Origin of the sequence: Lelliottia sp. RWM.1, assembly GCF_016859735.1 — a bacterium.
Lineage (GTDB): Bacteria > Pseudomonadota > Gammaproteobacteria > Enterobacterales > Enterobacteriaceae > Enterobacter.
The window spans coordinates 95158-118578 of record NZ_WLVC01000009.1 but is presented as its reverse complement, the minus strand read 5'-3'; the positions used below and the strand labels follow the sequence as shown (position 1 = coordinate 118578).

General features: G+C 53.7%; 21 protein-coding genes. 13 read left to right on the top strand and 8 right to left on the bottom strand.

The window, feature by feature from the left end; translation table 11 throughout:
• Positions 1 to 17 precede the first annotated feature (17 nt).
• The 6 genes from GF617_RS10015 to GF617_RS09990 all read left to right on the top strand — a co-directional run bounded on the left by GF617_RS10015 (position 18) and on the right by GF617_RS09990 (position 6160).
• On the top strand, positions 18 to 1538 hold the full coding sequence (locus GF617_RS10015; RefSeq protein WP_181621890.1) for a sugar ABC transporter ATP-binding protein: 1521 nt from the start codon (positions 18 to 20) through the stop codon (positions 1536 to 1538).
• Positions 1535 to 2530 (top strand): ribose ABC transporter permease, encoded by a 996-nt coding sequence (locus tag GF617_RS10010; protein WP_203451591.1) that lies wholly within the window; start codon positions 1535 to 1537, stop codon positions 2528 to 2530. Before GF617_RS10015 ends, GF617_RS10010 begins: the two co-directional genes overlap by 4 nt.
• Positions 2531 to 2559: 29 nt before the next feature.
• Positions 2560 to 3501, top strand: a complete 942-nt coding sequence (locus GF617_RS10005; protein WP_181621888.1) for an ABC transporter substrate-binding protein — start codon at positions 2560 to 2562, stop codon at positions 3499 to 3501.
• Between the two features lie 96 nt (positions 3502 to 3597).
• Entirely contained in the window at positions 3598 to 4284 is a 687-nt protein-coding gene (locus GF617_RS10000; RefSeq protein WP_181621887.1) for a D-lyxose/D-mannose family sugar isomerase, read from the top strand.
• 10 nt (positions 4285 to 4294) lie between these two features.
• Positions 4295 to 5155, top strand: coding sequence for a ketose 1,6-bisphosphate aldolase (locus GF617_RS09995; protein ID WP_203451590.1), 861 nt, complete (start codon positions 4295 to 4297; stop codon positions 5153 to 5155).
• On the top strand, positions 5156 to 6160 hold the full coding sequence (locus tag GF617_RS09990; RefSeq protein WP_181621885.1) for a carbohydrate kinase family protein: 1005 nt from the start codon (positions 5156 to 5158) through the stop codon (positions 6158 to 6160).
• 3 nt (positions 6161 to 6163) lie between these two features.
• Here GF617_RS09990 and GF617_RS09985 read toward each other — a convergent pair whose 3' ends face one another.
• The gene (locus GF617_RS09985) at positions 6164 to 6895 is read right to left on the bottom strand and encodes a response regulator (RefSeq protein ID WP_181621884.1); all 732 of its coding nucleotides are present in this window, start codon (positions 6893 to 6895) and stop codon (positions 6164 to 6166) included.
• A 257-nt stretch (positions 6896 to 7152) separates the two neighbouring features.
• On the opposite strand from GF617_RS09985, the gene fdhF reads away from it, so the two are divergent.
• The 3 genes from fdhF to GF617_RS09970 all read left to right on the top strand — a co-directional run bounded on the left by fdhF (position 7153) and on the right by GF617_RS09970 (position 10568).
• Complete coding sequence (gene fdhF, locus GF617_RS09980; RefSeq protein WP_203451589.1) at positions 7153 to 9300, top strand: formate dehydrogenase subunit alpha; 2148 nt, start codon at positions 7153 to 7155, stop codon at positions 9298 to 9300.
• Between the two features lie 321 nt (positions 9301 to 9621).
• Positions 9622 to 9774 (top strand): Hok/Gef family protein, encoded by a 153-nt coding sequence (locus GF617_RS09975; protein ID WP_181621882.1) that lies wholly within the window; start codon positions 9622 to 9624, stop codon positions 9772 to 9774.
• Positions 9775 to 9893: 119 nt separating this feature from the next.
• Entirely contained in the window at positions 9894 to 10568 is a 675-nt protein-coding gene (locus tag GF617_RS09970) for a tetratricopeptide repeat protein (RefSeq protein ID WP_181621881.1), read from the top strand.
• A gap of 85 nt (positions 10569 to 10653) precedes the next feature.
• Here the strand turns inward: GF617_RS09970 and gltP are convergent, their stop codons facing one another.
• The gene (gltP, locus tag GF617_RS09965; RefSeq protein ID WP_181621880.1) at positions 10654 to 11967 is read right to left on the bottom strand and encodes a glutamate/aspartate:proton symporter GltP; all 1314 of its coding nucleotides are present in this window, start codon (positions 11965 to 11967) and stop codon (positions 10654 to 10656) included.
• A gap of 423 nt (positions 11968 to 12390) precedes the next feature.
• On the opposite strand from gltP, the gene acs reads away from it, so the two are divergent.
• From acs to actP, 3 genes are all read left to right on the top strand, one after another.
• Positions 12391 to 14349 (top strand): acetate--CoA ligase, encoded by a 1959-nt coding sequence (acs, locus tag GF617_RS09960; protein ID WP_181621879.1) that lies wholly within the window; start codon positions 12391 to 12393, stop codon positions 14347 to 14349.
• A gap of 77 nt (positions 14350 to 14426) precedes the next feature.
• Positions 14427 to 14744 carry a DUF485 domain-containing protein gene (locus GF617_RS09955; RefSeq protein WP_181621878.1) on the top strand — a complete coding sequence of 106 codons (318 nt, stop codon included), beginning with the start codon at positions 14427 to 14429 and terminating at the stop codon, positions 14742 to 14744.
• On the top strand, positions 14741 to 16390 hold the full coding sequence (gene actP / locus GF617_RS09950; protein WP_181621877.1) for a cation/acetate symporter ActP: 1650 nt from the start codon (positions 14741 to 14743) through the stop codon (positions 16388 to 16390). Before GF617_RS09955 ends, actP begins: the two co-directional genes overlap by 4 nt.
• Before the next feature lie 34 nt (positions 16391 to 16424).
• Here actP and GF617_RS09945 read toward each other — a convergent pair whose 3' ends face one another.
• The gene (locus GF617_RS09945) at positions 16425 to 17114 is read right to left on the bottom strand and encodes an LrgB family protein (protein ID WP_181621876.1); all 690 of its coding nucleotides are present in this window, start codon (positions 17112 to 17114) and stop codon (positions 16425 to 16427) included.
• Positions 17107 to 17517: a CidA/LrgA family protein gene (locus GF617_RS09940; RefSeq protein WP_203451588.1), complete on the bottom strand. Its 411-nt coding sequence runs from the start codon at positions 17515 to 17517 to the stop codon at positions 17107 to 17109. Before GF617_RS09940 ends, GF617_RS09945 begins: the two co-directional genes overlap by 8 nt.
• 102 nt (positions 17518 to 17619) lie before the next feature.
• On the opposite strand from GF617_RS09940, the gene GF617_RS09935 reads away from it, so the two are divergent.
• Complete coding sequence (locus GF617_RS09935) at positions 17620 to 18513, top strand: LysR family transcriptional regulator (RefSeq protein ID WP_181621874.1); 894 nt, start codon at positions 17620 to 17622, stop codon at positions 18511 to 18513.
• A gap of 48 nt (positions 18514 to 18561) precedes the next feature.
• Here the strand turns inward: GF617_RS09935 and GF617_RS09930 are convergent, their stop codons facing one another.
• The 4 genes from GF617_RS09930 to soxR form a co-directional block, all read right to left on the bottom strand.
• Positions 18562 to 20208 (bottom strand): Na+/H+ antiporter, encoded by a 1647-nt coding sequence (locus tag GF617_RS09930; protein WP_181621873.1) that lies wholly within the window; start codon positions 20206 to 20208, stop codon positions 18562 to 18564.
• A gap of 151 nt (positions 20209 to 20359) precedes the next feature.
• Entirely contained in the window at positions 20360 to 21709 is a 1350-nt protein-coding gene (gene ghxP, locus GF617_RS09925; RefSeq protein ID WP_203451587.1) for a guanine/hypoxanthine transporter GhxP, read from the bottom strand.
• A gap of 303 nt (positions 21710 to 22012) precedes the next feature.
• Positions 22013 to 22678 carry a glutathione S-transferase family protein gene (locus GF617_RS09920; RefSeq protein WP_203451586.1) on the bottom strand — a complete coding sequence of 222 codons (666 nt, stop codon included), beginning with the start codon at positions 22676 to 22678 and terminating at the stop codon, positions 22013 to 22015.
• Between the two features lie 269 nt (positions 22679 to 22947).
• Positions 22948 to 23406, bottom strand: a complete 459-nt coding sequence (soxR, locus tag GF617_RS09915) for a redox-sensitive transcriptional activator SoxR (RefSeq protein WP_181621870.1) — start codon at positions 23404 to 23406, stop codon at positions 22948 to 22950.
• Between the last annotated feature and the right edge of the window lie 15 nt (positions 23407 to 23421).

Below are 23421 nucleotides of genomic sequence, written 5' to 3'. Positions count from 1 at the left end.
TTCACAGGAGATCCGCCATGAGCAGAACCCCGGTATTAGAGATGCGCAATATTGCCAAGGTGTTTGGCAGTTTCCACGCGCTCAAAGGTGTGGATCTGACGGTATTTCCCGGTGAGATCCACGCATTAATGGGTGAAAATGGTGCGGGTAAAAGCACGCTGATGAAGATCCTGGCCGGGGCATACACCGCCACCAGCGGTGAGATCCTGATCGACGGCCAGGTGTTTCACATCAAAGGGCCAAAAGATGCATTGGCCGCAGGTATTACCCTGATTTATCAGGAGATGCAGCTTGCCCCCAATCTCAGCGTAGCCGAAAACATCTTTCTCGGAAGCGAGCTGTCGCGTGGCGGACTGGTGCAGCGTAAAGAGATGGCTGCCCAGGCCCAGGCCGTCATTGACCGCCTGGGTGCGCACTTCAAAGCGACCGATCTGGTGATGAAGCTGACCATCGCCGAACAGCAGCAGGTAGAAATCGCCCGCGCACTGCACCGTAACAGCCGTATCCTGGTGATGGATGAACCCACAGCGGCACTCTCTTCTCGCGAAACCCATCGCCTGTTTGAATTGATCCTGCGCCTGCGTGATGAAGGCATGGCGATTATCTATATCAGCCACCGTATGGCCGAAGTGTATGAGTTGTCCGACCGGGTCAGTGTTTTGCGTGATGGGCAATACGTCGGCAGCCTGACGCGTGACAAGCTCAGCGCTTCTGAACTGGTGAAGATGATGGTAGGTCGCCCGCTGAGTGATCTGTTCAACAAAGAGCGCGATATCCCGCTCGGTAGCCCGCGCCTTAATGTGCATCACCTCACCGACGGCAAGAAAGTGCTCCCCTGCAGTTTGCAGGTCCGTTCCGGGGAGATCGTCGGTCTGGCAGGGCTGGTGGGGGCAGGACGTTCCGAACTGGCACAGCTGATTTTTGGCGTGCGTAAAGCCACGGGCGGCATGATTGAAGTGGATGGCGAACCCGTGGTGATCCACTCCCCGCGCGCGGCCATTGATAACGGCATTGGTTTCCTCACCGAAAACCGCAAAGAACAAGGGTTGTTCCTGGAGCTGGCGGCACAGGAAAACATCACCATGGCGACACTGGAGCGTGACGCCACCTTTGGCATGCTCAACCGCAAAAAAGCCCAATCGATTTCTGATGATGCCATCGCCCTGCTCAATATCCGTGTTCCACATTCGCAAGTTCGTGCAGGCGGGCTTTCCGGAGGCAATCAACAAAAACTGCTGATCTCCCGCTGGGTCGCCATTGGACCTCGCATTCTGATTCTGGATGAGCCAACGCGTGGTGTGGATGTGGGGGCGAAAAGTGAAATCTACCGCATCATGAACCAGATGGCGCGCAAAGGGGTGGCGATCCTGATGATCTCCAGTGAACTGCCGGAGGTGGTAGGGATGAGCGACCGCGTGTATGTGATGCGCGAAGGCAGCATTGCAGGCGAATTACACGGACACGACATCACCCAGGAAAACATTATGACGCTGGCAACCGGCGTGAACGACTCTCATCACCAGGCGGTGCAATCATGACGAACTCAACCAACCCGCAGCAGGTCGCAAAATCCGCTTCCGCCAAAAAAATGCTGATGAGCGATCTGATGCAAACGGTCGGTATTTTGCCCATTTTAATTCTGATCGTGGCGGTATTTGGTTTTATCGCTCCAAACTTCTTCACCGAGAGCAACCTGCTGAACATTACCCGCCAGGCATCGATTAACATCGTCCTGGCTGCGGGGATGACCTTCATCATTTTGACCGGCGGTATTGATTTGTCCGTGGGCTCCATTCTGGGAACAACTGCAGTCGCAGCAATGGTGGTGTCGCTAATACCAGTACTCGCCATGCTCTCCATTCCCGCCGCACTAATGCTCGGTCTGGTGCTCGGCCTGTTTAACGGCGCGCTGGTGGCCTTTGCCGGGCTACCGCCGTTTATCGTCACCCTCGGCACGTATACGGCACTACGCGGTGCGGCGTACCTGCTGGCAGACGGCACAACGGTGATTAACTCAAACATTAATTTCGAATGGATCGGCAATAACTACCTCGGGCCGATCCCGTGGCTGGTGGTGATCGCGCTGGCGGTAATCGTCGTGTGCTGGTTTATTCTGCGCCGTACCACACTGGGTGTTCATATTTACGCGGTGGGCGGCAATATGCAGGCCGCACGCTTAACAGGCATCAAGGTGTGGCTGGTACTGCTGTTTGTATATGGCATGAGCGGCCTGCTCTCCGGGCTTGGCGGGGTGATGAGCGCCTCGCGGCTTTACAGCGCCAACGGCAACTTAGGGACAGGTTATGAGCTGGACGCCATCGCGGCGGTGATCCTCGGCGGAACGAGCTTTGTCGGTGGGATCGGGACGATCACCGGCACGCTGGTGGGCGCACTGATTATCGCCACCCTGAACAACGGCATGACGCTGATGGGCGTCTCCTACTTCTGGCAACTGGTGATCAAAGGGGCGGTGATCATCATAGCGGTGCTGATCGACAAATACCGTACCCGACACCATCAAAGTGCATAACAACAACATCTTACCTTGAGGAATACCCTATGCGTTTGAAACCGTTAGTGACCGCGCTCTGTGCTGGCGCACTGCTTGCCGCTACACCATTTGCGCAGGCAAAAGATTTAAAATCCATCGGTGTTACGGTGGGCGATTTGGCGAACCCGTTCTTTGTGCAGATCACTAAAGGGGCCGAGCTGGAAGCGAGAAAACTGGCAGGCGATAACGTCAAAGTGACGCTGGTGTCCAGCGGTTACGATCTGGGTCAGCAGGTGGCGCAGATCGATAACTTTATCGCGGCAAAAGTGGACATGATCATCCTGAACGCCGCAGATTCCAAAGGGATCGGCCCGGCGGTTAAACGCGCGAAAGAAGCGGGGATCGTCGTCGTGGCAGTGGACGTCGCCGCAGAAGGGGCTGATGCGACAATCACTTCCAATAACACCCAGGCAGGTGAAATGGCCTGCAAATACATTACCGATCGCCTGAAAGGTAAAGGCAATGTGGTGATCATCAACGGACCACCGGTATCCGCTGTACAAAACCGTGTGGAAGGCTGCCAGACTGAATTCAAACGTCACCCGGATATCAACGTTCTCTCCTACAACCAAAACGCCAAAGGGAGCCGTGAAGGGGGTCTGGAGATTATGACCGCGTTGCTGGCCGCCAATCCGAAGATCGACGGTGTGTTCGCCATTAACGATCCTACCGCGATCGGCGCAGATCTGGCGGCAAAACAGGCTCAGCGTAATGAATTCTTTATCGTCGGTGTCGATGGTAGCCCGGATGGTGAAGAAGCGTTGAAACGCGAAAATTCCCTGTTTGTGGCGACACCCGCACAAGATCCGCAGGTTATGGCGGCAAAAGCGGTCGAAATCGGCTATGACATTCTACAGGGCAAACCTGCGCCGAAAGAGCCTGTGCTGATCCCGGTGACGATGATCGATAAGCAGAATGTCGGATCGTACAAGGGGTGGACGGTTAAGTAATCGTTGTGCAGCCAGTTGTCCCCTTCCCAGCCCTCTCCCCTTAGGGGGAGGGTTAGCATGAGGGGTAAGACTTTGCACGTAACGCAAGGAGTTCCCATGAAACGCGCCGAAATCAACGAAATCCTCGGCCACACACGGCAATTTTTTTCCATGCACGATGTTCATCTTCCGCCGTTTGCCAGCTTTCCCCCAACCAAATGGCAACAGCTCGACCAAAACGCATGGCGGGAAGTGTTCGATCTCAAACTTGGCTGGGACGTGACCGCTTTTGGCGGTAACAACTTCGCGGCGCAAGGATTAACCCTTTTTACGCTGCGCAATGGATCGCCAAACGGCGTGCCCTATGAAAAGTGCTATGCCGAAAAAATCATGCACGTCCGTGACGGTCAGGTCACTCCCATGCATTTTCACTGGCGTAAGCGCGAGGACATTATCAATCGCGCGGGCGGAAACCTCATTATCGAACTGTGGAATGCCGACGCGCACGAAGAGACTGAAAATACCGATGTGACGGTAGTCGTTAATGGAGAAATTCAGACACATGCGCCTGGCAGCCAGTTGCGCCTCCAGCCAGGGGAAAGCATCTGCCTGACGCCGGGTCTGTACCACAGCTTCTGGGGAGAACGGGGCTTTGGCGATGTTCTGGTGGGGGAAGTGTCTTCTGTCAACGATGATGAGCACGACAACCACTTTCTCCAGCCGCTCTCCCGATATAACAACATCGAAGAAGACGAACCGGCGGTGCTGGTGCTGTGTAACGAGTACGCCTTGTTTCGGATATAAGGAGTGATTTATGCCACTGATTTCGCTTGCCGACGGTCTTGAGCACGCCAGGGAACATCACTACGCGCTGGGCGCATTTAACGTTCTCGACTCCCACTTCCTGCGCGCGCTGTTTGCGGCGGCTAAGCAGGAGCGCTCGCCTTTTATCATCAACATTGCGGAAGTCCATTTTAAATATGTCTCGCTGGAATCGCTTGTGGAGGCCGTTAAATTCGAAGCCGCTCGCCACGATATTCCTGTGGTACTTAACCTTGATCACGGGCTGCATTATGAGGCGATCGTGCGGGCACTGCGCTTAGGTTTTAGTTCCGTGATGTTTGATGGCTCAACGCTGAGTTATGACGAAAATATCCGCCAGACCCGTGAAGTGGTGAAGATGTGTCATGCCGTGGGGGTTTCTGTGGAGGCTGAGCTTGGCGCAGTTGGGGGCGATGAGGGCGGCGCACTTTACGGCCATGCTGATGAAGCCTTTTTTACCGACCCGCAACTGGCTCGTGAGTTTGTCGACCTGACCGGCATTGATGCCCTGGCCGTCGCTATCGGTAACGCACACGGCAAATACAAAGGTGAGCCAAAACTCGATTTTCCGCGACTGGATGCCATTCGCCAGCAAACGGGACTGCCGCTAGTGCTGCACGGTGGCTCCGGTATCAGCGATGCCGATTTCCCGCGCGCCATTGAGCTAGGTATTCACAAAATCAATTTCTACACCGGCATGTCGCAGGCTGCACTGGCGGCGGTGGACCAGTGTATGGCGAACCGTCAGCCGCTGTATGATGAATTTGCAGAACTGCTGCTCGGCATTGAAGAAGCCATTACCGATACCGTGGCAGAACAGATGCGCATCTTCGGTAGCGCAGGGCAGGTATAAATGGAACGTAAAGGGATCATCGCAGCAGGTAATATGCTGGTGGATCATGTCCACCAGATCGTGCAATGGCCGGAACGTGGCTGGCTGGCGGAAATTACCCACAGTGAACGATCAACCGGTGGTGCACCGCTTAACGTTCTGCTGACGCTGGCCAAAATGCATGTCGGGCTACCGCTACAGGCGGTGGGATTGATTGGTGAGGACAGCGATGGGGATTATATCCTGGCGATGCTAGACCAGTATCATGTCAACCGTCAGCGCGTACAGCGCACCACATTTGCCTCAACGTCGATGTCGCAGGTCATGACCGATCCCAGCGGGCAACGGACCTTTTTCCACTCACCAGGGGCCAACCGTCTGCTGGATCTGCCCGCCTTTGATCGTCTCGATAGCACCATGAAAATCTTCCACCTGGGGTATCTGCTGCTACTCGATAGCCTGGATATACCGGACGATGAATTTGGTACACGTGCCGCGCGCCTGCTGGCGCAGATGCGAGACCTGGGTTTTGAAACCTCGCTCGATCTTGTCTCCCGCAAAGGCGACCCGCGCTATCAGCCGCTGGTGCTCCCTGCCCTACGGTATCTCGATTATCTGGTGATCAACGAGCTGGAGGCCGGCGAGTTCAGTGGGCTGGAGATACGCGATAAGAACGAGGAACTGAACATTGCTCATCTCGCCGACGCCGCATCACAGCTGCTGGCGGCGGGTGTCCGACAACGCGTGGTGATCCACTGCCCGGAAGGTGCATGGGGCGAAGCGCCTGGGGAAGAAGGCCGCTGGATCCCCTCATGGATGCTGGAGCAAAAAGAGATCATCGGCAGCGTCGGCGCGGGAGATGCCTTTTGTGCGGGCTTTTTATATGGCTGCCATGAATCACTGCCGCTGACTGCCAGCATTTATCTGGCACACGCCTGCGCACGGGCAAGCCTGCTGGCTGCCAATGCCATCGACGGCGCAAAAACATTGGCAGAATTGCAGTCATTTATTAACGAGAATACCTGAGATTCAGGCAGCTTTATCACTGTGAGAAACATCGGAGGCGAAGACATAGCCCAGCCCACGGATGGTTTTAATCAACATCGGCTGGTGAGGGTTGACCTCTATTTTTCGCCGCAACCGCATGATGAGCACGTCAATGGTGCGGTCAAATACCTCCGCGCTTTCATTGTGCGTCAGTTCAAGCAACTGTTCGCGGCTGAGTACTCGCCGGGCATTTTGTGCCAGTGCCAGCAACAGGTTGTACTCGCCTTGCGTGAGGGGAATAACATTACGCTGCGGATCGCTGAGTTCACAGCGAACGGTGTCTAACGTCCAGCCATTAAACGCGACCCCGGCAACGCGCGGGGCGTTTGTTTCTGCGGCCAGTACGCCGGTGCGCCGCAGAACGGCTTTCACCCGCGCGACCACCACGCGCGGATTAAAAGGTTTGCCGATGTAATCATCAGCGCCCATTTCCAGCCCCACCACCACATCAGACTCACTCCCCAGCCCCGTCAGCATCACCACTGGCAGTTCCGGACGCTGTTTTTGCAATTGCAAAAGAACCTGCAATCCGTTGATATCCGGCAGCATCATATCCAGCAAGACCAGAGCAATGTGCGGCTCCCGCTGTGACAGTTTCAGCGCATCCTGACCGTTATGGCAGACAAATACCGTAAAGACGTGTTCATTGAGCACATCCTGCAACAGCTCACAGACTGCGGTATCGTCATCTACAACCAGGATCGCCGGCTTCATCGTATGCTTCCGTAGTGGGATTATGTTAAGTCTGATCCATTCTGCAATCGGCTCCAGCCAAATTTCTTTTTACGTGATGGAATTTTAACCCACGTCACATCCATACCCCCTTCGACACGTCAATTTTGACGATTGCCTGCTTTTCGTCAGTGTTTTGACCAAAAATCACCCGTAAAGTCAGGGGATACCCACAATAAAAACATGGCATAGAAGCTGCATAATGGGTGCGAAAGAATCGATTAACTGGAGCAAGACCGATGAAAAAAGTCGTCACGGTTTGCCCATATTGTGCCTCAGGTTGCAAGATTCACCTGGTGGTCGATAACGGCAAAATCGTCCGGGCGGAGGCGGCACAGGGGAAAACGAACCAAGGTACGCTGTGTCTGAAAGGCTACTATGGCTGGGATTTTATTAACGATACCCAAATCCTCACCCCCCGTCTGAAAACCCCTATGATCCGCCGCGAGCGCGGTGGCAAGCTGGAGTCTGTCTCCTGGAGCGAAGCGCTGGACTATGTCGCCACGCGCCTGAGTGCCATCAAAGCAAAATATGGCCCGGATGCTATTCAGACGACCGGCTCCTCACGCGGGACGGGCAATGAAACTAACTATGTAATGCAAAAATTCGCGCGCGCCGTTATTGGTACGAATAACGTCGACTGCTGCGCTCGCGTTTGACACGGCCCATCGGTTGCAGGTCTGCACCAGTCGGTCGGTAACGGCGCAATGAGTAATGCCATCAACGAGATAGACAATACCGATCTCGTGTTTATTTTCGGCTATAACCCGGCGGATTCTCACCCGATCGTCGCGAATCACGTCATTAACGCGAAACGCAACGGGGCGAAAATCATCGTCTGCGATCCGCGTAAAATCGAAACGGCACGTATCGCAGATATGCATATTGCATTGAAAAACGGTTCGAATATCGCGCTGTTGAATGCCATCGGGCACGTCATTATTGAAGAAAATCTGTACGACCAGACGTTTGTCGCCTCACGTACAGAAGGCTTTGAAGAGTATCGCAAAATTGTCGAAGGCTACACGCCAGAGTCCGTCGAAGCGATAACCGGTGTGAGTACGCAGGAGATTCGCCAGGCTGCGCGGATGTACGCGGGGGCGAAAACCGCCGCCATTCTGTGGGGTATGGGTGTCACCCAGTTTTATCAGGGTGTGGAAACGGTGCGCTCGCTCACCAGCCTCGCGATGCTGACCGGTAACCTCGGTAAACCGCATGCGGGTGTGAACCCGGTACGCGGTCAGAATAACGTTCAGGGCGCATGCGATATGGGCGCACTGCCGGATACCTATCCGGGCTATCAGTACGTCAAGTTCCCGGAAAACCGCGCAAAATTTGCGAAGGCCTGGGGCGTTGAGAGTCTGCCTGAACATACGGGCTATCGCATCAGCGAGTTGCCGCACCGTGCAGCACATGGTGAAGTGCGTGCAGCCTACATCATGGGTGAAGATCCCCTGCAAACTGACGCCGAGCTTTCTGCGGTACGCAAAGGGTTTGAGGATCTGGAACTGGTGATTGTTCAGGATATCTTTATGACGAAAACGGCGGCGGCGGCGGATGTGATTTTACCGTCAACGTCATGGGGAGAGCATGAAGGTGTCTACACCGCGGCAGACCGCGGATTCCAGCGCTTCTTTAAAGCGGTGGAACCAAAGTGGGACCTGAAAACCGACTGGCAGATTATTAGCGAAATCGCCACCCGAATGGGTTATCCGATGCACTACAACAACACCCAGGAGATCTGGGACGAGTTGCGCCATCTGTGCCCTGATTTTTATGGGGCAACCTATGAAAAAATGGGTGAGCTGGGTTACATCATGTGGCCATGTCGCGATGAGTCTGAGGCCGATCAGGGCACGTCTTATCTCTTTAAAGAGAAATTCGATACCCCGAACGGGCTGGCACAGTTCTTCACCTGCGACTGGGTCGCACCAATTGATAAGCTCACTGAAGCGTATCCAATGGTGCTCTCCACCGTGCGCGAAGTGGGCCACTACTCCTGTCGCTCGATGACCGGTAACTGCGCCGCGCTGGCTGCCCTGGCAGATGAGCCGGGTTATGCGCAGATCAACACTGCCGATGCTGCTCGTCTGGGTATTGAGGATGAAGCGCTGGTTTGGGTGAATTCGCGTAAAGGCCGAATCATCACTCGCGCGCAGGTCAGCGATCGCCCCAACAAAGGAGCGGTCTATATGACCTACCAGTGGTGGATTGGTGCGTGTAACGAGCTGGTGACGGAGAACCTTAGCCCAATAACCAAAACACCGGAGTATAAATATTGCGCTGTGCGCGTGGAGCCGATCGCCGATCAGCAAGCCGCCGAGCAATATGTGATTGATGAATATAGCAAGCTAAAATCCCGGCTGCGTGAAAGTGCAATGGGGTGATGCCGTTAATTAATCAATGAATAAATGGGGTGAAATATTCACCCCATTTTTATTTATGAATAGATGATTAATAAATCAAATATATATTCTGGAAGATGGATCGCAGAAATAATGTAATTTACACAGAAAAGAATTACATCTTTGCAATTTAATTCAGAGAGATAAGATGTGCGGCGGGTGCTTAAGACTTTCTGTTTTAAGCATTGTTGAGGGAAAGAAAGTGGAAAGCCCCGGGAAAATTTGATTTACCCGAGGCTCCCCCTCAACAACCAACAGGTTGGGAGTAGCCTCTTATTCTATTTTTCACAAAGAGTAAAAGGCATGACGCCATTAAAAACGGCGCCAGGCATTGGCTTTATTATTTGCCTGAAGATAGTGATATTTACCTTTATTAATCGCGGTAAGTTATACGAACTCACAATAAGGAGTGAGCATCAGGAAGTGGCGGCGAAATTGGCCTGCAATCCAGGCTAATCTCTACGGGCGGAGCGACGGTTCCGCCTGGCTTGTCGGATGCTGAGGTCTTAATGCACCTTTTTTTTCTTCTATGACCACGATTATACTGCGCGACTGTACCCTGATGATGAGAATCCATGAAACGCATTTTTCTACTGTTGTTACTGTTTACCTCTTTTGCCCGTGCCGACGAGATTGGCAGCCAATACCGTGAACAGGCCGAAGCTGGCGACGCACGAGCACAATACTATCTGGCTGATACTTACTTCAGCTCCGGAGACGACAAACAGGCAAGTCTGTGGGCCGAGAAAGCCGCAAAAGGCGGAGATATCGATGCCATGGCGCTGTTATCACAAATCCATTTCACCCTGGGTGATTACGCACAAGCCAAAACACTGGCCCAGCAGGCGACTATCGCGGGCAGTAAACGTGGGGCAATCATGCTGGCCCGGATTCTGGTTAACACGCTGGCGGGCAAAACCGACTACCCACACGCCGTTAAGCTGCTGGAAACAGCCACTGAAGATACGGATAACGACTCCGCCGTTGACGCACAATTATTGCTTGGGTTGATTTACGCCAATGGCGTTGAGGTGACGCGCGACGATGCCAAAGCTGAATCCTGGTTCAAACGCAGTTCTTCTTTGTCCCGCACGGGCTATGCCGAATACTGGGCAGGCATGTTGTTTCAACAGGGTGAGAAAGGCTTTATTACGCCCAACAAACAGAAAGCACTGTACTGGTTAAACCTGAGCTGTAGCGAAGGGTTTGATACAGGATGCGAGGAATTTGATGCGTTGAGTGGGGAGTAAGTGACTCCCTCACCCTGACCTCTCCCTGTGGGAGAGGAAATGCTACGCAGGCCGGGTAAGCGCAAGCACCACCCGGCTTTTTACATTACTGATCCGCCGTCTTATCAAAACGACCCAGCACTTCGCGTTCATACGCCAGCGCTTTTTTACGGTCGAATTTGTGTTCCCACTTAGCGATAACCAGCACAGCCAGTGCGTTACCCACCACGTTCAGTGCAGTACGAGCCATATCGAGAACACGGTCAACACCGGCAATAAACGCCAGACCTTCCAGCGGAATACCCACACTGCCCAGCGTTGCCAGCAACACCACAAAGGAGACGCCAGGCACACCGGCAATACCTTTTGACGTCACCATCAGCGTCAGAACCAGCACAATTTCCTGCCACAGGGACAAGTCGATACCGTACAACTGCGCAATGAAGATAGCGGCAATACTCTGGTACAGCGTAGAGCCATCCAGGTTGAAAGAGTAACCCGTCGGCACAACAAAGCTGGTAATAGAAGCTGGCGCGCCATAGGCCTCCATCTTCTCAATAATACGCGGCAGAACACTCTCGGAACTGGCCGTAGAGTAAGCCAGAATCAGCTCATCCTTCAGAATACGGATCAGGATCCAGATACTCAGCCCACAGAGTCGCGCCACCAGCCCCAGCACCACCAGGGCGAAGAACAGAATCGCAAAGTGTACCAGAATAACCAGCTTCGCCAGCGGCCACAGGGAGGCAAAGCCGAAGTTCGCAACGGTCACGGCGATCAGTGCAAAGACACCGACAGGTGCATAACGCATCACCATGTGTGTCACTTTAAACATGGTCTCAGAGATCGAGCGGAATACCGTCACCAGTGGTTCACGGTGCGTAGCAGGCAGAGACGAAAGCCCCAGACCAAACAGCACCGAGAAGAAGATAATCGGCAGCATTTCACCCTTCGCCATCGACGCCACAATATTGGTCGGTACGAGTGACAGAATGGTTCCCATCAGGCCATGAGCATGGCTTTGCACGTCTGCAGTTGTGCTTTGGTATTTCGAAATATCCACCGTCGCCAGTTGCGACATATCAATCCCGGCTCCCGGCTGGAAAACATTCGCCAGTGTAATACCGAGAATAATGGCAACCGTAGTGATCACTTCGAAATAAATGATAGTTTTCGCGCCGATACGGCCCAGTTGTTTTGCATCCCCAACACCTGCGATACCGACGATCAGCGTGGAGATCACAATAGGGACGACAATCATTTTGATCAGGTGAATAAAGATGTCACCGGCCGGAGAGAGCATATTCGCAACCAGCCACTCGCGGCTGTCGCTGTGATAATGAAGATAACTGCCCAGTAAGATACCCAGCACCATGGCGATCAAGATTTGCCAGGCCAGGCTGATTTTCAAATTTTTCATAAAAACAGACTTCCTCAATGAAGCGTCCTATTCACAAGAACTGCATGAATATGGAGACATACTGAAAGGGTATGAATTGTGTTGCGTTGGTTTATAGGGTTTTTTAACGCGGCGTATGAGTATCATTTGCACGGCATGCTACGCAAGCCTTAAAGAACGAGGCTTTCCACTGCAAAAACCCTCGCTGACACTAATTTGTAATAATTCTTATAAATAACCTTTTGTTATAAAAACGCTTTTTTCTCACGAAATGTGAATAACCTCAAAGCTGAATTATTTCCGTTCAAAGTTTCATTTGCTGTTTTTTCATACAACATAATTAATGCGTGATCTGTCGCCCAAATACTAAACAAAGCTGGCAAAGCCCCTACTATTAACGTTTTTGCGACATATTATTAACATCTTACACGGAGAAAAAAAGCCATGAGCCAAATCCACAAACACGACATTCCCGCAAACATTGCGGACCGTTGCCTGATTAATCCGGAGCAGTACCACGAAAAGTATCAGCAATCTATTTCCAGCCCTGACGCCTTCTGGGGTGAACAGGGACATATCCTGGACTGGATCAAACCCTATCAGAAGGTCAAAAATACCTCGTTTGCCCCCGGCAACATCTCTATTAAATGGTATGAAGATGGCACGCTGAACCTGGCTGCAAACTGCCTGGACCGACATCTCGCCGAACGTGGTGACGAAACCGCCATTATCTGGGAAGGCGATGATGCGACCCAGAGCAGGCATATTACCTATCGCGAGCTACATCGCGATGTCTGCCGCTTCGCCAACGTGTTGCTGGCGCAGGGCATTAAAAAAGGCGATGTGGTTGCTATCTATATGCCCATGGTCCCGGAAGCTGCGGTTGCCATGCTGGCCTGTGCTCGCATCGGCGCAGTCCATTCCGTGATTTTCGGTGGCTTCTCTCCTGAAGCTGTCGCGGGCCGTATTATCGACTCTAACTCGAAGCTGGTGATCACGGCTGACGAAGGCGTTCGCGCCGGGCGTAACATCCCACTGAAGAAAAACGTTGATGAAGCCCTGAAAAACCCGAACGTGAAAAGCATCAGTCACGTCGTGGTTCTCAAACGTACTGGTGGAAAAGTCGACTGGAAAGAGGGCCGCGACCTGTGGTGGAGCGACCTTATCGATCAGGCAAGCGACGTACATCAGCCTGAAGAGATGAACGCTGAAGATCCGCTGTTTATCCTTTATACCTCTGGCTCCACCGGAAAACCGAAAGGCGTACTGCATACCACGGGCGGTTACCTGGTGTATGCAGCATCAACCTTTAAATATGTCTTTGACTATCATCAGGGCGATGTTTACTGGTGTACCGCTGATGTGGGCTGGGTGACGGGCCACAGCTATTTGCTGTACGGTCCCCTGGCTTGCGGTGCAACCACACTGATGTTTGAGGGTGTCCCTAACTGGCCGACGCCTGCCCGTATGTGCCAGGTCGTGGACAAGCATAAGGTCAACATTCTCTACACTGCGCCGACGGCTATCCGCGCCCTGATGGCTGAAGGTGATAAAGCCATTGAAGGGACTGAGCGCGCTTCCCTGCGTATCCTCGGTTCCGTTGGCGAGCCAATCAACCCGGAAGCCTGGGAGTGGTACTGGAAGAAAATCGGCAACGAAAAATGCCCGGTAATGGACACCTGGTGGCAGACCGAAACCGGTGGCTTCATGATCACTCCGCTGCCTGGTGCGACCCAACTGAAAGCCGGTTCCGCTACCCGTCCTTTCTTTGGCGTGCAGCCTGCATTAGTTGATAACGAAGGCAACCCGCTGGAAGGTGCGACCGAAGGCAACCTGGTGATCACGGACTCCTGGCCTGGACAGGCACGTACACTGTTCGGCGATCACGACCGTTTTGAACAGACCTATTTCTCAACCTTTAAAAATATGTACTTCAGTGGTGACGGTGCACGCCGTGATGAAGATGGTTACTACTGGATCACCGGACGTGTCGATGACGTACTGAACGTATCAGGCCACCGTTTGGGGACCGCCGAGATTGAATCGGCACTGGTATCTCATCCGAAAATTGCTGAAGCCGCCGTGGTAGGTATTCCACATAACATTAAAGGTCAGGCGATTTACGCCTATGTCACGCTCAACCACGGCGAAGAACCGTCGCCTGAGCTGTATGCTGATGTGCGCAACTGGGTGCGTAAAGAGATTGGCCCGCTTGCAACACCGGATGTCCTGCACTGGACAGACTCGCTGCCGAAGACCCGCTCCGGCAAAATTATGCGCCGTATCTTGCGCAAAATCGCCGCAGGTGACACCAGTAACCTCGGTGATACTTCAACACTCGCCGATCCTGGCGTGGTGGAAAAACTGCTCGAAGAGAAGCAGGCCATCGCGATGCCATCATAGCGCTGTTCTCCCCCTCTCCTGACGGGAGAGGGAATAACGATAAACATCTACCCTACAAAACCTCTGGAGACTCTGTGATGAATGACATCAACATTTATCAACGGATTGAAGATAGTGCCCATTTCAGGGAGCTCGTCGAAAAACGGCAACGGTTTGCCTTCATGCTTTCCATCATCATGCTGGTTATTTATGTCAGCTTTATTCTGCTGATCGCCTTTGCGCCTCACTGGCTCGGCACACCGCTCCACGCGGGAACCAGCGTAACGCGCGGCATTCCGATCGGTATTGGTGTGATTGTGATTTCGTTTGTGTTGACCGGCATCTATGTCTGGCGGGCTAACGGAGAATTTGATCGTCTTAACAAAGCAGTACTGCGCGAGGTACAAGCATCATGAAGAGAGTCCTGACGGCGCTTGCCGCCACACTTCCTTTTGCGGCTCATGCAGCCGATGCCATTACCGGCGAAGTACAGCGCCAGCCAACTAACTGGCAGGCCATTATCATGTTCCTGATTTTCGTCCTGCTGACGCTGTATATTACTTACTGGGCCTCAAAGCGCGTACGCTCCCGGAGTGATTATTACACCGCAGGCGGTAACATTACCGGTTTCCAGAACGGCCTTGCCATTGCGGGCGACTTTATGTCGGCAGCATCGTTTCTGGGGATCTCTGCGCTGGTCTATACCTCCGGTTACGACGGACTGATTTACTCCCTCGGCTTCCTGGTGGGTTGGCCGATCATTCTGTTCCTGATTGCAGAACGTCTGCGCAATCTGGGACGCTACACCTTTGCTGACGTGGCATCCTATCGCCTCAAGCAAGGCCCCATCCGTATGCTTTCCGCCTGCGGCTCGCTGGTGGTTGTCGCCCTGTATCTGATTGCCCAGATGGTTGGCGCAGGCAAACTTATCGAACTGCTGTTTGGCCTGAACTATCACGTGGCGGTGGTGCTGGTTGGCGTTCTGATGGTGATGTACGTCCTGTTCGGCGGCATGCTCGCCACAACATGGGTACAGATCATCAAAGCCGTCCTGCTGCTGTTTGGCGCAAGTTTCATGGCCTTTATGGTGATGAAACACGTCGGCTTTAGCTTCAATAACCTGTTTACCGAAGCAATGGCGGTTCACCCGAAAGGTGAAGCCATCATGAGCCCAGGCGGGCTGGTAAAAGACCCGATATCCGCGCTTTCGCTCGGTCTGGGCCTGATGTTTGGTACGGCAGGTTTACCGCATATTCTGATGCGATTCTTCACCGTGAGCGATGCGCGTGAAGCACGTAAGAGCGTGTTCTACGCCACCGGATTTATGGGTTACTTCTACATCCTGACCTTTATCATCGGCTTTGGCGCCATCATGCTGGTCGGGGCAAACCCGGCATTTAAAGATGCGGCGGGTCAGTTGATTGGCGGCAATAACATGGCGGCGGTGCATCTGGCTGATGCGGTCGGCGGCAACTTGTTCCTCGGCTTTATCTCGGCAGTCGCCTTTGCCACCATTTTGGCCGTGGTCGCCGGGCTAACGCTGGCAGGCGCCTCTGCGGTATCACATGATCTGTATGCCAACGTTTTCCGTAAAGGGGCGACCGAACGTCAGGAGCTAAAAGTCTCCAAAATTACCGTGTTGGTGCTGGGTGTGGTGGCGATCCTGCTGGGCATCCTGTTCGAGAAACAGAACATCGCCTTTATGGTGGGGCTGGCGTTCTCGATTGCTGCAAGTTGCAACTTCCCGATCATTCTGCTCTCCATGTACTGGTCAAAACTGACCACCCGTGGCGCGATGATTGGCGGCTGGCTGGGCCTGCTGACAGCCGTGGTGTTGATGATTCTTGGCCCAACGATTTGGGTACAGATCCTCGGGCACGAAAAGGCCATCTTCCCCTATGAATACCCGGCGTTGTTCTCCATTGCCGTGGCATTTATTGGCATCTGGTTCTTCTCTGCCACCGACAACTCTCCGGAAGGTAACCTGGAACGCGAGAAATTCCGCGCCCAGTTTATCCGGTCTCAAACGGGTCTGGGTGTCGAGCAAGGCCGCGCGCATTAATCTGCTCTTCTCCCCGGCCATTCAGGCCGGGGAGCTAAAACATCGCCCACGCCACCAGCGGTGCAATCAGTACCATCATCACCCCTGAAAGCATCATCACCAGACTGGCTACCACCCCTTCCTGCTGGCCAAGTTCGTAAGAACGCGCCGTTCCTGCGCCGTGCGATGCTGCGCCAAATCCCGCCCCTTTTGCCATGCCTTCCCGAATAGAAAGGCGCAGGAAAAGCATATCCCCGACCGCCATTCCGAATACCCCAGTGACGACCACAAACAGCGCCACCAGATCCGGTTGTCCTCCCAGCGGTTTTGCCGCCGCGAGCGCAAAGGGTGTGGTCACTGAACGCACAGCCAGGCTGCGCTGAATTTCATCAGATAAGGTAAACAGCCGCGCCAGCCAGACGGAGCTGGTCACCGCGACAACCGTCGCCGTCACCACACCAGCGGTCAGAGACATCCAGTGACGTTTGATAATGGCGAGGTTGTCGTACACCGGTACGGCAAAGGCGATGGTCGCCGGGCCCAGCAGCCACAGCAGCCAGTGCGACTCCCCAATGTAGTTCTGCCAGGAGATATGCCCGAACACCAGCATCAGTACCAGCAGGATCGGTGTGAATACCAGCGGCATCAGCGGCAACGTGTGAAAACGGCGATACAGACGCTTATTCGCAAAATAGACCACCAGCGTGGCAATAAGGCACAACATGCTGATCTGGAAATTAGTCATGCTTCTGCCTGCTGATTTCAAAACGATAGACCTTATCCACCACCCATGCGGTTGCGCCCAGCACCATTAACGTGCTCAGCGCAATGACGGCGAAAATACGCCAGCCATCGACCATCAACAATTGCGCATAATTGACCACTGCGACCACTGCCGGAACAAAAAACAGCAGCATTTCTGCCAGTAACCAGCGCGCCCCTGCACGCACCCAGTTCAGCGGGATAACGCGACACAGGATCAACGTCAGCATTAAGACCATCCCCACCAGGTTGGCAGGCAATGGCAAATGCAGCCAGGTGACGAGATATTCGGCAAAAACAAAAAGACCGGCATAAAGCAGGACCTGAACCGGAACCTGGAGTCGTTGCACAACGGCAGGCGTAACACGACTTAACGCCACAGCCATGGGTGATTTCCTCAAAAATGAGACGAAGCGCCAGTATAGTGAGCGCACGCAATGGACTGAAATGAATTAAAATCATCAAAGGTATAGTTTCGAGGAATAATCATGGACATAAGAACGCTGCGCTATTTTGTCGAAGTGGTTCGTCAGCAAAGTTTTACCCGCGCAGCGGAAAAGTTATTTGTCACTCAACCCACGATCAGCAAGATGCTGAAAAACCTCGAAGATGAACTGAATTGCACCCTGCTGATCCGCGACGGTCGCAAGCTGCTACTCACCGACACCGGGCGTGTCGTGTTCGAGCGCGGGCTGGCAATCCTGGCGGAATTCCGCCAACTGGAAGCGGAACTGGGCGATATTAACCATCTGAATAAAGGCTTGTTGCGCCTCGGCATCCCGCCGATGGTCGGCATGATGATGGCAGGCCCCATTAGCCTGTTTCGTCAGCGTTATCCCGGCGTTGAGTTAAAAGTTTCCGAATTTGGTGGCTTAACTGTCCAGCAGGCAGTCATGAACGGCGAACTGGATGTGGCAATGACGGCCCTGCCCGTCGAGGAAGAAAGCGGTCTGGCGACATTACCGCTGTTCAGCCATCCGCTGTGCGTACTTGTACCGCGTTCTGGTGACTGGCTACATATTGATTCGGTACAACCTGAACGCCTCGGCGAACACCCCTTGCTCATCTACAACGAAGATTTCGCCCTCAGCCGCCAGTTGATGGCGCTCTTCCAGCAGCACAACGTGAAGCCGCGCATTGCGGTACGTAGCGGGCAATGGGACTTTCTGGCGGCGATGGTACAGGCCGGGGTTGGGATTGCGATTTTGCCACAGCCTATCTGCGAACGTCTGGATAAGAACACGCTGCGCTGGATCCCGCTGGAGAGCGATCTGCACTGGCAGTTAGGCATGATTTGGCGTGAGGGGGTTTATTTGTCGCACAGCGCTCAGGCATGGCTGGATTGTTGCGAGGGGTTTTGGGTTGATAATACCCCCTCCTAGCCCTCTCCCTGTGGGAAAGGACAGGGAGAGGGTATCAGCCCGTACAGATCACTGATTCTCGATCAGCAATGCTTCCAGCAAATCCAGGTCGTGCAACAGCTTTTGCAGCGTTTCATTGCTGATCTTGCGCGTCGCTCGCAGGTGATACAGCTCGGCACGTTCAGAGCGTAAAGCCGCCAGACGGAACCGGCGTTCAAGGTTCTCTTCCTGCACAGAGCTTTCCACGTCGTTACGCCCATCAGCGCGACGACGGAGGTTGCCAATAACGCGGGAACTGACCTCTTTCAGCAACTGGTTGTCGATGTTCTCTTCCGCGTCGGCCGCCAGACGTTCTTCCATCTTTTCGATCGCCACAATCGCCACTTCAGCCGTAGCAGCACGAGCAATGCGCTCCTCTTTGTGCTGTTGGGTATGGTCAGCGACTTCCAGATGCTGTAGCAAAATAGGCAGCATAACCACGCCGATAAACAGCGAGAACAGAATCACACCTGCCGCCAGGAATACCAGCTCATAACGCGCCGGGAAGACGTCGCCGCTCGGCAGCAGCAGTGGGATGGAGAGTACACCCGCCAGGGTAATCGCCCCACGAACACCCGCAAACGACGCAATCAACAGTTCGCGCGTCGACCACGAGCCAAACTCCATCGGTTTTTTCTTCAGGAAACGACGACTGAAGTTTTTCATCGTCCACAGCCAGCCAAAACGCACCAGCATCAACGCGAGATAGATCAGTACAATGTCGGTGAACAGCATCCAGGTTTCGACATTCGGGTCGGCTTCAGCCGCCACCAGAGAAGACTCCAGAATGCCCGGCAACTGCAGACCCAATAGCAGGAACACCATGCCGTTAAACACAAACTCAAGCATCGCCCAGGTGCTGTTGGCACGCAGACGCATTGCCAGGGGCGCGGTGCGCATCACGCCGGAGCGGGTAATGGTCATCCCCGCCGCTACCGCCGCCAGAATGCCCGATACACCAATATGTTCGGCAATCAGGTACGAAGCGAATGGCAACAGGAACAGCAGCACAATCTGCGTGGCGGGTTCATCGCCACCCCAGCGGCTCAGGAAGCGTAGCGAACGGCCATACAGCCAGCTCACCACAAACCCGGCCAGGATGCCGCCGATTGCCACTTTAAAGAATTCGATAGTGGCGCCGCCCACGGTGAAGATCATCGTGCCCATGGCGACCGCGACCGCAAATTTAAGCGCAACTAGGCCGGAGGCGTCGTTCATCAACGCTTCGCCCTGCAATATTCCCATGATTTTCTTTGGAATACGCCCTTCCCCGACGATGCCGGAAAGCGCCACAGCATCGGTCGGCGATAATACGGCCGCCAGCGCAAAGGCCGGAATCAGCGGAATACCCGGCACGACCCAGTAAATCAGGAAACCAATCCCCACGACCGTAACCACCACCAGCGCCAGCGCAAGACCGAAAATCTCGCGCCCATGTTCCAGGAATTCACGCGTGGGGGTTTTCCAGCCATCGGCAAACAACAGTGGAGGGATAAACAGAACCAGAAACAGCTCCGGGTCGAACTCGACGTGCAAGCCAAACGTAGGCCATGCCAGCAAAGCGCCAATGGCAATTTGCATCAACGGAAGCGGTAACTGGAAGGGGAGTACGCGGGTAACAACCCCGGATAGTGAGACCACAAGGGTCATGATGAGTATTGTGAAGAAAATTTCCATGCGTTCCCTGTTTGCGATATTTCTTATAAGTAAAACGTAAGGCGTCGTGCCTCTATTCTATCCTCTCCAGAGTAACGCAAAAGGCAACGGGATGAGTCCTGAAAATAAAAACGGGCGGCCAAAGCCACCCGTTTTAGCCGTAAAGGACAAATCAGATTGCCCAGCCACCCGCATAGAATACGACCAGTGCGACTGCGATAACCACCGTACCGATGTTCAGCTTACGCCATTCACCGGAAACCAGACGGCCAATCACCAGCGACGCGAAACCGATCATGATGCCGGTAACGATGTTACAGGTCAGCACAATGAAGACGGCGGTGATCAGACCGGACATCGCATCCACGAAATCCGCAAAGTCGATTTTTGCAACGTTGCTCAGCATCAGCAGGCCGACATACATCAGCGCAGGTGCTGTTGCGTACGCCGGAACCAGATAAGAGAGCGGGGAGAGGAACAGGATCAGCAGGAACAGTACGCCTACGGTGATCGCCGTCAGACCCGTTTTACCGCCTGCCGCCGTACCCGCTGCTGATTCGATATACACTGCAGCAGGCGCAGCTCCCACCAGACCTGAGAACACGCTGCTCAGGGAGTCGGTGGTCAGCGCTTTGCCGCCATCGATAATCTGGCCGTCTTTATCAAGCAGATTGGCTTGACCGGCAACGGCACGGATCGTCCCGGTCGCATCAAATACCGCAGTCATAACCAGCGCCAGCACGCTTGGCAGAACCACCGGGTTCAGCGCGCCCACAATATCCAGGCTACCAATCAGGGAGTTACCTTTGTCATCGCTCAGCGATGGCATGGCGAAGATACCGGAGAAGTGAACCGTTGGATCGAAAATCAGACCGACAATGGACACACCGATGATGGTCAGCAGAATGCCACCAGGGACTTTCAGTTTTTCCAGACCGATAATCACTGCCAGACCGATCAGCGACATGATCACCGGGAAGCTGGCGAAGTGGCCCAACGCTACCGGCAGGCCGTCCAGCGGGTTCTTAATAACCAGACCAACACCGTTAGCCGCGATCAACAGCAGGAACAGACCGATACCAATTCCCGTCCCGTGCGCCACGCCCTGCGGCAAGTTGCGCAAAATCCAGCTACGGATGCCGGTTGCAGAAATAATGGTAAACAGCACCCCCATCAGGAACACAGCACCCAGCGCAACCGGAACGCTGATGTGTTGACCCAACACCAGACTGAATGCGGTGAATGCGGTCAGAGAGATAGCACAGCCAATTGCCAGCGGCAGGTTTGCCCACAGGCCCATCACGATGGAACCCACACCGGCAACGAGGCAGGTCGCCACAAAGACCGCCGCAGGAGGGAAACCAGCTTTACCTAACATTCCCGGCACAACGATGACGGAATAAACCATCGCCAGAAACGTTGTCAGACCAGCAACAACTTCCTGACGTACGGTGCTGCCGCGGGCAGAAATTTTAAACATGGCGTCGAGAGAACCGCCGGTACGCGCAGATGGCGTAGACATAGAAAACATCCCCTGAGAGTTTTTATCATTCGTCAATAAGCGTGGTGGACACTCCACTGCCAGCGAAACGTCAAATCCTTGTGCTGCGTTTGTAACGAAAAGGGGCGTCACAAAAAAAGCAAACGTTTAGCTCCGCGCTTAAAAAACGGGTGGTCAAATTAAGGCAAACGATTATCTAGCCTAATCACAGCCCTTTTCAACTTAACTTTATCGTTTTTCGCTAAAATTCCCTTATGACGCTGAAGAAATAATCAGAGGATGCGCAAACGTTATCGTCTATGCGCAATTTGATAACATTTATCCCTAACCTGGAATATCAAACGGGCCGCCTTGCGCAACTGCACGCTGCCAGCCAGGCAACATATCAACCCTTTTCTTCCAGGCATGAATATGGGGCAAGTGATCAATCCCCCCACGCGACAGCAGCGCAAAAACCGGGAAACTCATCTGAATATCCGCCATGCTGAGGTGATCGCCGGCGAACCAGAGATTATCTGTAAGATGAGATTCAATATAGCGGGCATGCGTTTCTAGCTGAGGATTCAGCCAGGCTTTTTGCACGCCTTGCCCCAGCACTTTCCCCAGCGCACGCAGACCAAAAGGAATGGGCGGTCTGCCCAGGCTCGCAAAAACCAGCTTCATCAGGAGCAGTGGCATAAGCGAACCTTCTGCGTAATGCAGCCAGAAACGGTATTGCACTCTGTTGACAGCATCCTGTGGTTTGAGCCTTGACTCCCGATCGTAGGTCTCCTGGAGATACTCAAGAATAGCGCCCGACTCCGCAAGGATAAGTCCATTGTCTTCCACGACCGGAGACTTACCCAGAGGATGAACTTTCCGGAGCGAGGCAGGAGCAAGCATGTTCTTTTCTCGCTGATAGTGAACGATCTCATAAGGCAGGGAGAGTTCTTCCAGCGCCCAAATCACTCGCTGGGAACGGGACTGATTGAGGTGATGTACCGTTAGCATCGTGTTCTCCTGTTTTCATACTTATTAACTATAGAAAATCGAACAACATCACGAAAAAAATTTGGCTAAAAAACAGTCATCACAACTGGCAAAAAAAAAGGTTATGCATAGAATTAAAGTGTCAGCACAAACCGGAACCTCCTCAACCAGCTCGACATGAGGGGTGCTGATGTCGGGGGAAAACCCTCCCGTGAACCAGCGGGATAGAGAGAAAGACAAAGACCGGGAATAAACTAAAGCGCCTTGGTTTGGCGCTTTAGTTTTTTGGGTTAATCCTCTTCCAGCAATCGTGCGCCCGTCCCCTGTGCGCCGAGCTGGTCACCAGGGTTACGCAAAGGGCAATCGCTGCGTGACAGACAGCCGCAACCAATACACCCATCGAGTTCGTCACGTAGCGCAACCAGCGTATGAATACGTCTGTCCAGTTCCTCACGCCATTGTGAGGAGAGATGCTTCCACTCTTTAGCACTCAGCGAATGGCCTTCCGGCAGCACCCCAAAGGCGTCACCGATGGTTGCCAGGGGGATCCCAATCCGCTGTGCAATTTTAATAATCGCCACATAACGAAGCACGTCGCGGGTATAACGCCGCTGGTTTCCGGCATTGCGGAGACTTTTAATTAACCCTTTGCTTTCATAGAAGTGCAACGCCGACACCGCGACACCGCTTCGCTTCGCCACTTCGCCTGGGGTTAACAGGGCTTTAATTCGCGGCAATCTCTTTTCCATAAAACCTCTTTACCT

Excerpts from the sequence above, each read along its gene's own strand:
- GF617_RS10015 (WP_181621890.1), top strand. The coding sequence starts at position 18 with ATGAGCAGAACCCCGGTATTAGAGATGCGCAATATTGCCAAGGTGTTT.
- GF617_RS10010 (WP_203451591.1), top strand. The coding sequence starts at position 1,535 with ATGACGAACTCAACCAACCCGCAGCAGGTCGCAAAATCCGCTTCCGCC.
- GF617_RS10005 (WP_181621888.1), top strand. The coding sequence starts at position 2,560 with ATGCGTTTGAAACCGTTAGTGACCGCGCTCTGTGCTGGCGCACTGCTT.
- GF617_RS10000 (WP_181621887.1), top strand. The coding sequence starts at position 3,598 with ATGAAACGCGCCGAAATCAACGAAATCCTCGGCCACACACGGCAATTT.
- GF617_RS09995 (WP_203451590.1), top strand. The coding sequence starts at position 4,295 with ATGCCACTGATTTCGCTTGCCGACGGTCTTGAGCACGCCAGGGAACAT.
- GF617_RS09990 (WP_181621885.1), top strand. The coding sequence starts at position 5,156 with ATGGAACGTAAAGGGATCATCGCAGCAGGTAATATGCTGGTGGATCAT.
- GF617_RS09985 (WP_181621884.1), bottom strand. The coding sequence starts at position 6,895 with ATGAAGCCGGCGATCCTGGTTGTAGATGACGATACCGCAGTCTGTGAG.
- GF617_RS09975 (WP_181621882.1), top strand. The coding sequence starts at position 9,622 with ATGACGCCATTAAAAACGGCGCCAGGCATTGGCTTTATTATTTGCCTG.
- GF617_RS09970 (WP_181621881.1), top strand. The coding sequence starts at position 9,894 with ATGAAACGCATTTTTCTACTGTTGTTACTGTTTACCTCTTTTGCCCGT.
- gltP (WP_181621880.1), bottom strand. The coding sequence starts at position 11,967 with ATGAAAAATTTGAAAATCAGCCTGGCCTGGCAAATCTTGATCGCCATG.
- acs (WP_181621879.1), top strand. The coding sequence starts at position 12,391 with ATGAGCCAAATCCACAAACACGACATTCCCGCAAACATTGCGGACCGT.
- GF617_RS09955 (WP_181621878.1), top strand. The coding sequence starts at position 14,427 with ATGAATGACATCAACATTTATCAACGGATTGAAGATAGTGCCCATTTC.
- actP (WP_181621877.1), top strand. The coding sequence starts at position 14,741 with ATGAAGAGAGTCCTGACGGCGCTTGCCGCCACACTTCCTTTTGCGGCT.
- GF617_RS09945 (WP_181621876.1), bottom strand. The coding sequence starts at position 17,114 with ATGACTAATTTCCAGATCAGCATGTTGTGCCTTATTGCCACGCTGGTG.
- GF617_RS09940 (WP_203451588.1), bottom strand. The coding sequence starts at position 17,517 with ATGGCTGTGGCGTTAAGTCGTGTTACGCCTGCCGTTGTGCAACGACTC.
- GF617_RS09935 (WP_181621874.1), top strand. The coding sequence starts at position 17,620 with ATGGACATAAGAACGCTGCGCTATTTTGTCGAAGTGGTTCGTCAGCAA.
- GF617_RS09930 (WP_181621873.1), bottom strand. The coding sequence starts at position 20,208 with ATGGAAATTTTCTTCACAATACTCATCATGACCCTTGTGGTCTCACTA.
- ghxP (WP_203451587.1), bottom strand. The coding sequence starts at position 21,709 with ATGTCTACGCCATCTGCGCGTACCGGCGGTTCTCTCGACGCCATGTTT.
- GF617_RS09920 (WP_203451586.1), bottom strand. The coding sequence starts at position 22,678 with ATGCTAACGGTACATCACCTCAATCAGTCCCGTTCCCAGCGAGTGATT.
- soxR (WP_181621870.1), bottom strand. The coding sequence starts at position 23,406 with ATGGAAAAGAGATTGCCGCGAATTAAAGCCCTGTTAACCCCAGGCGAA.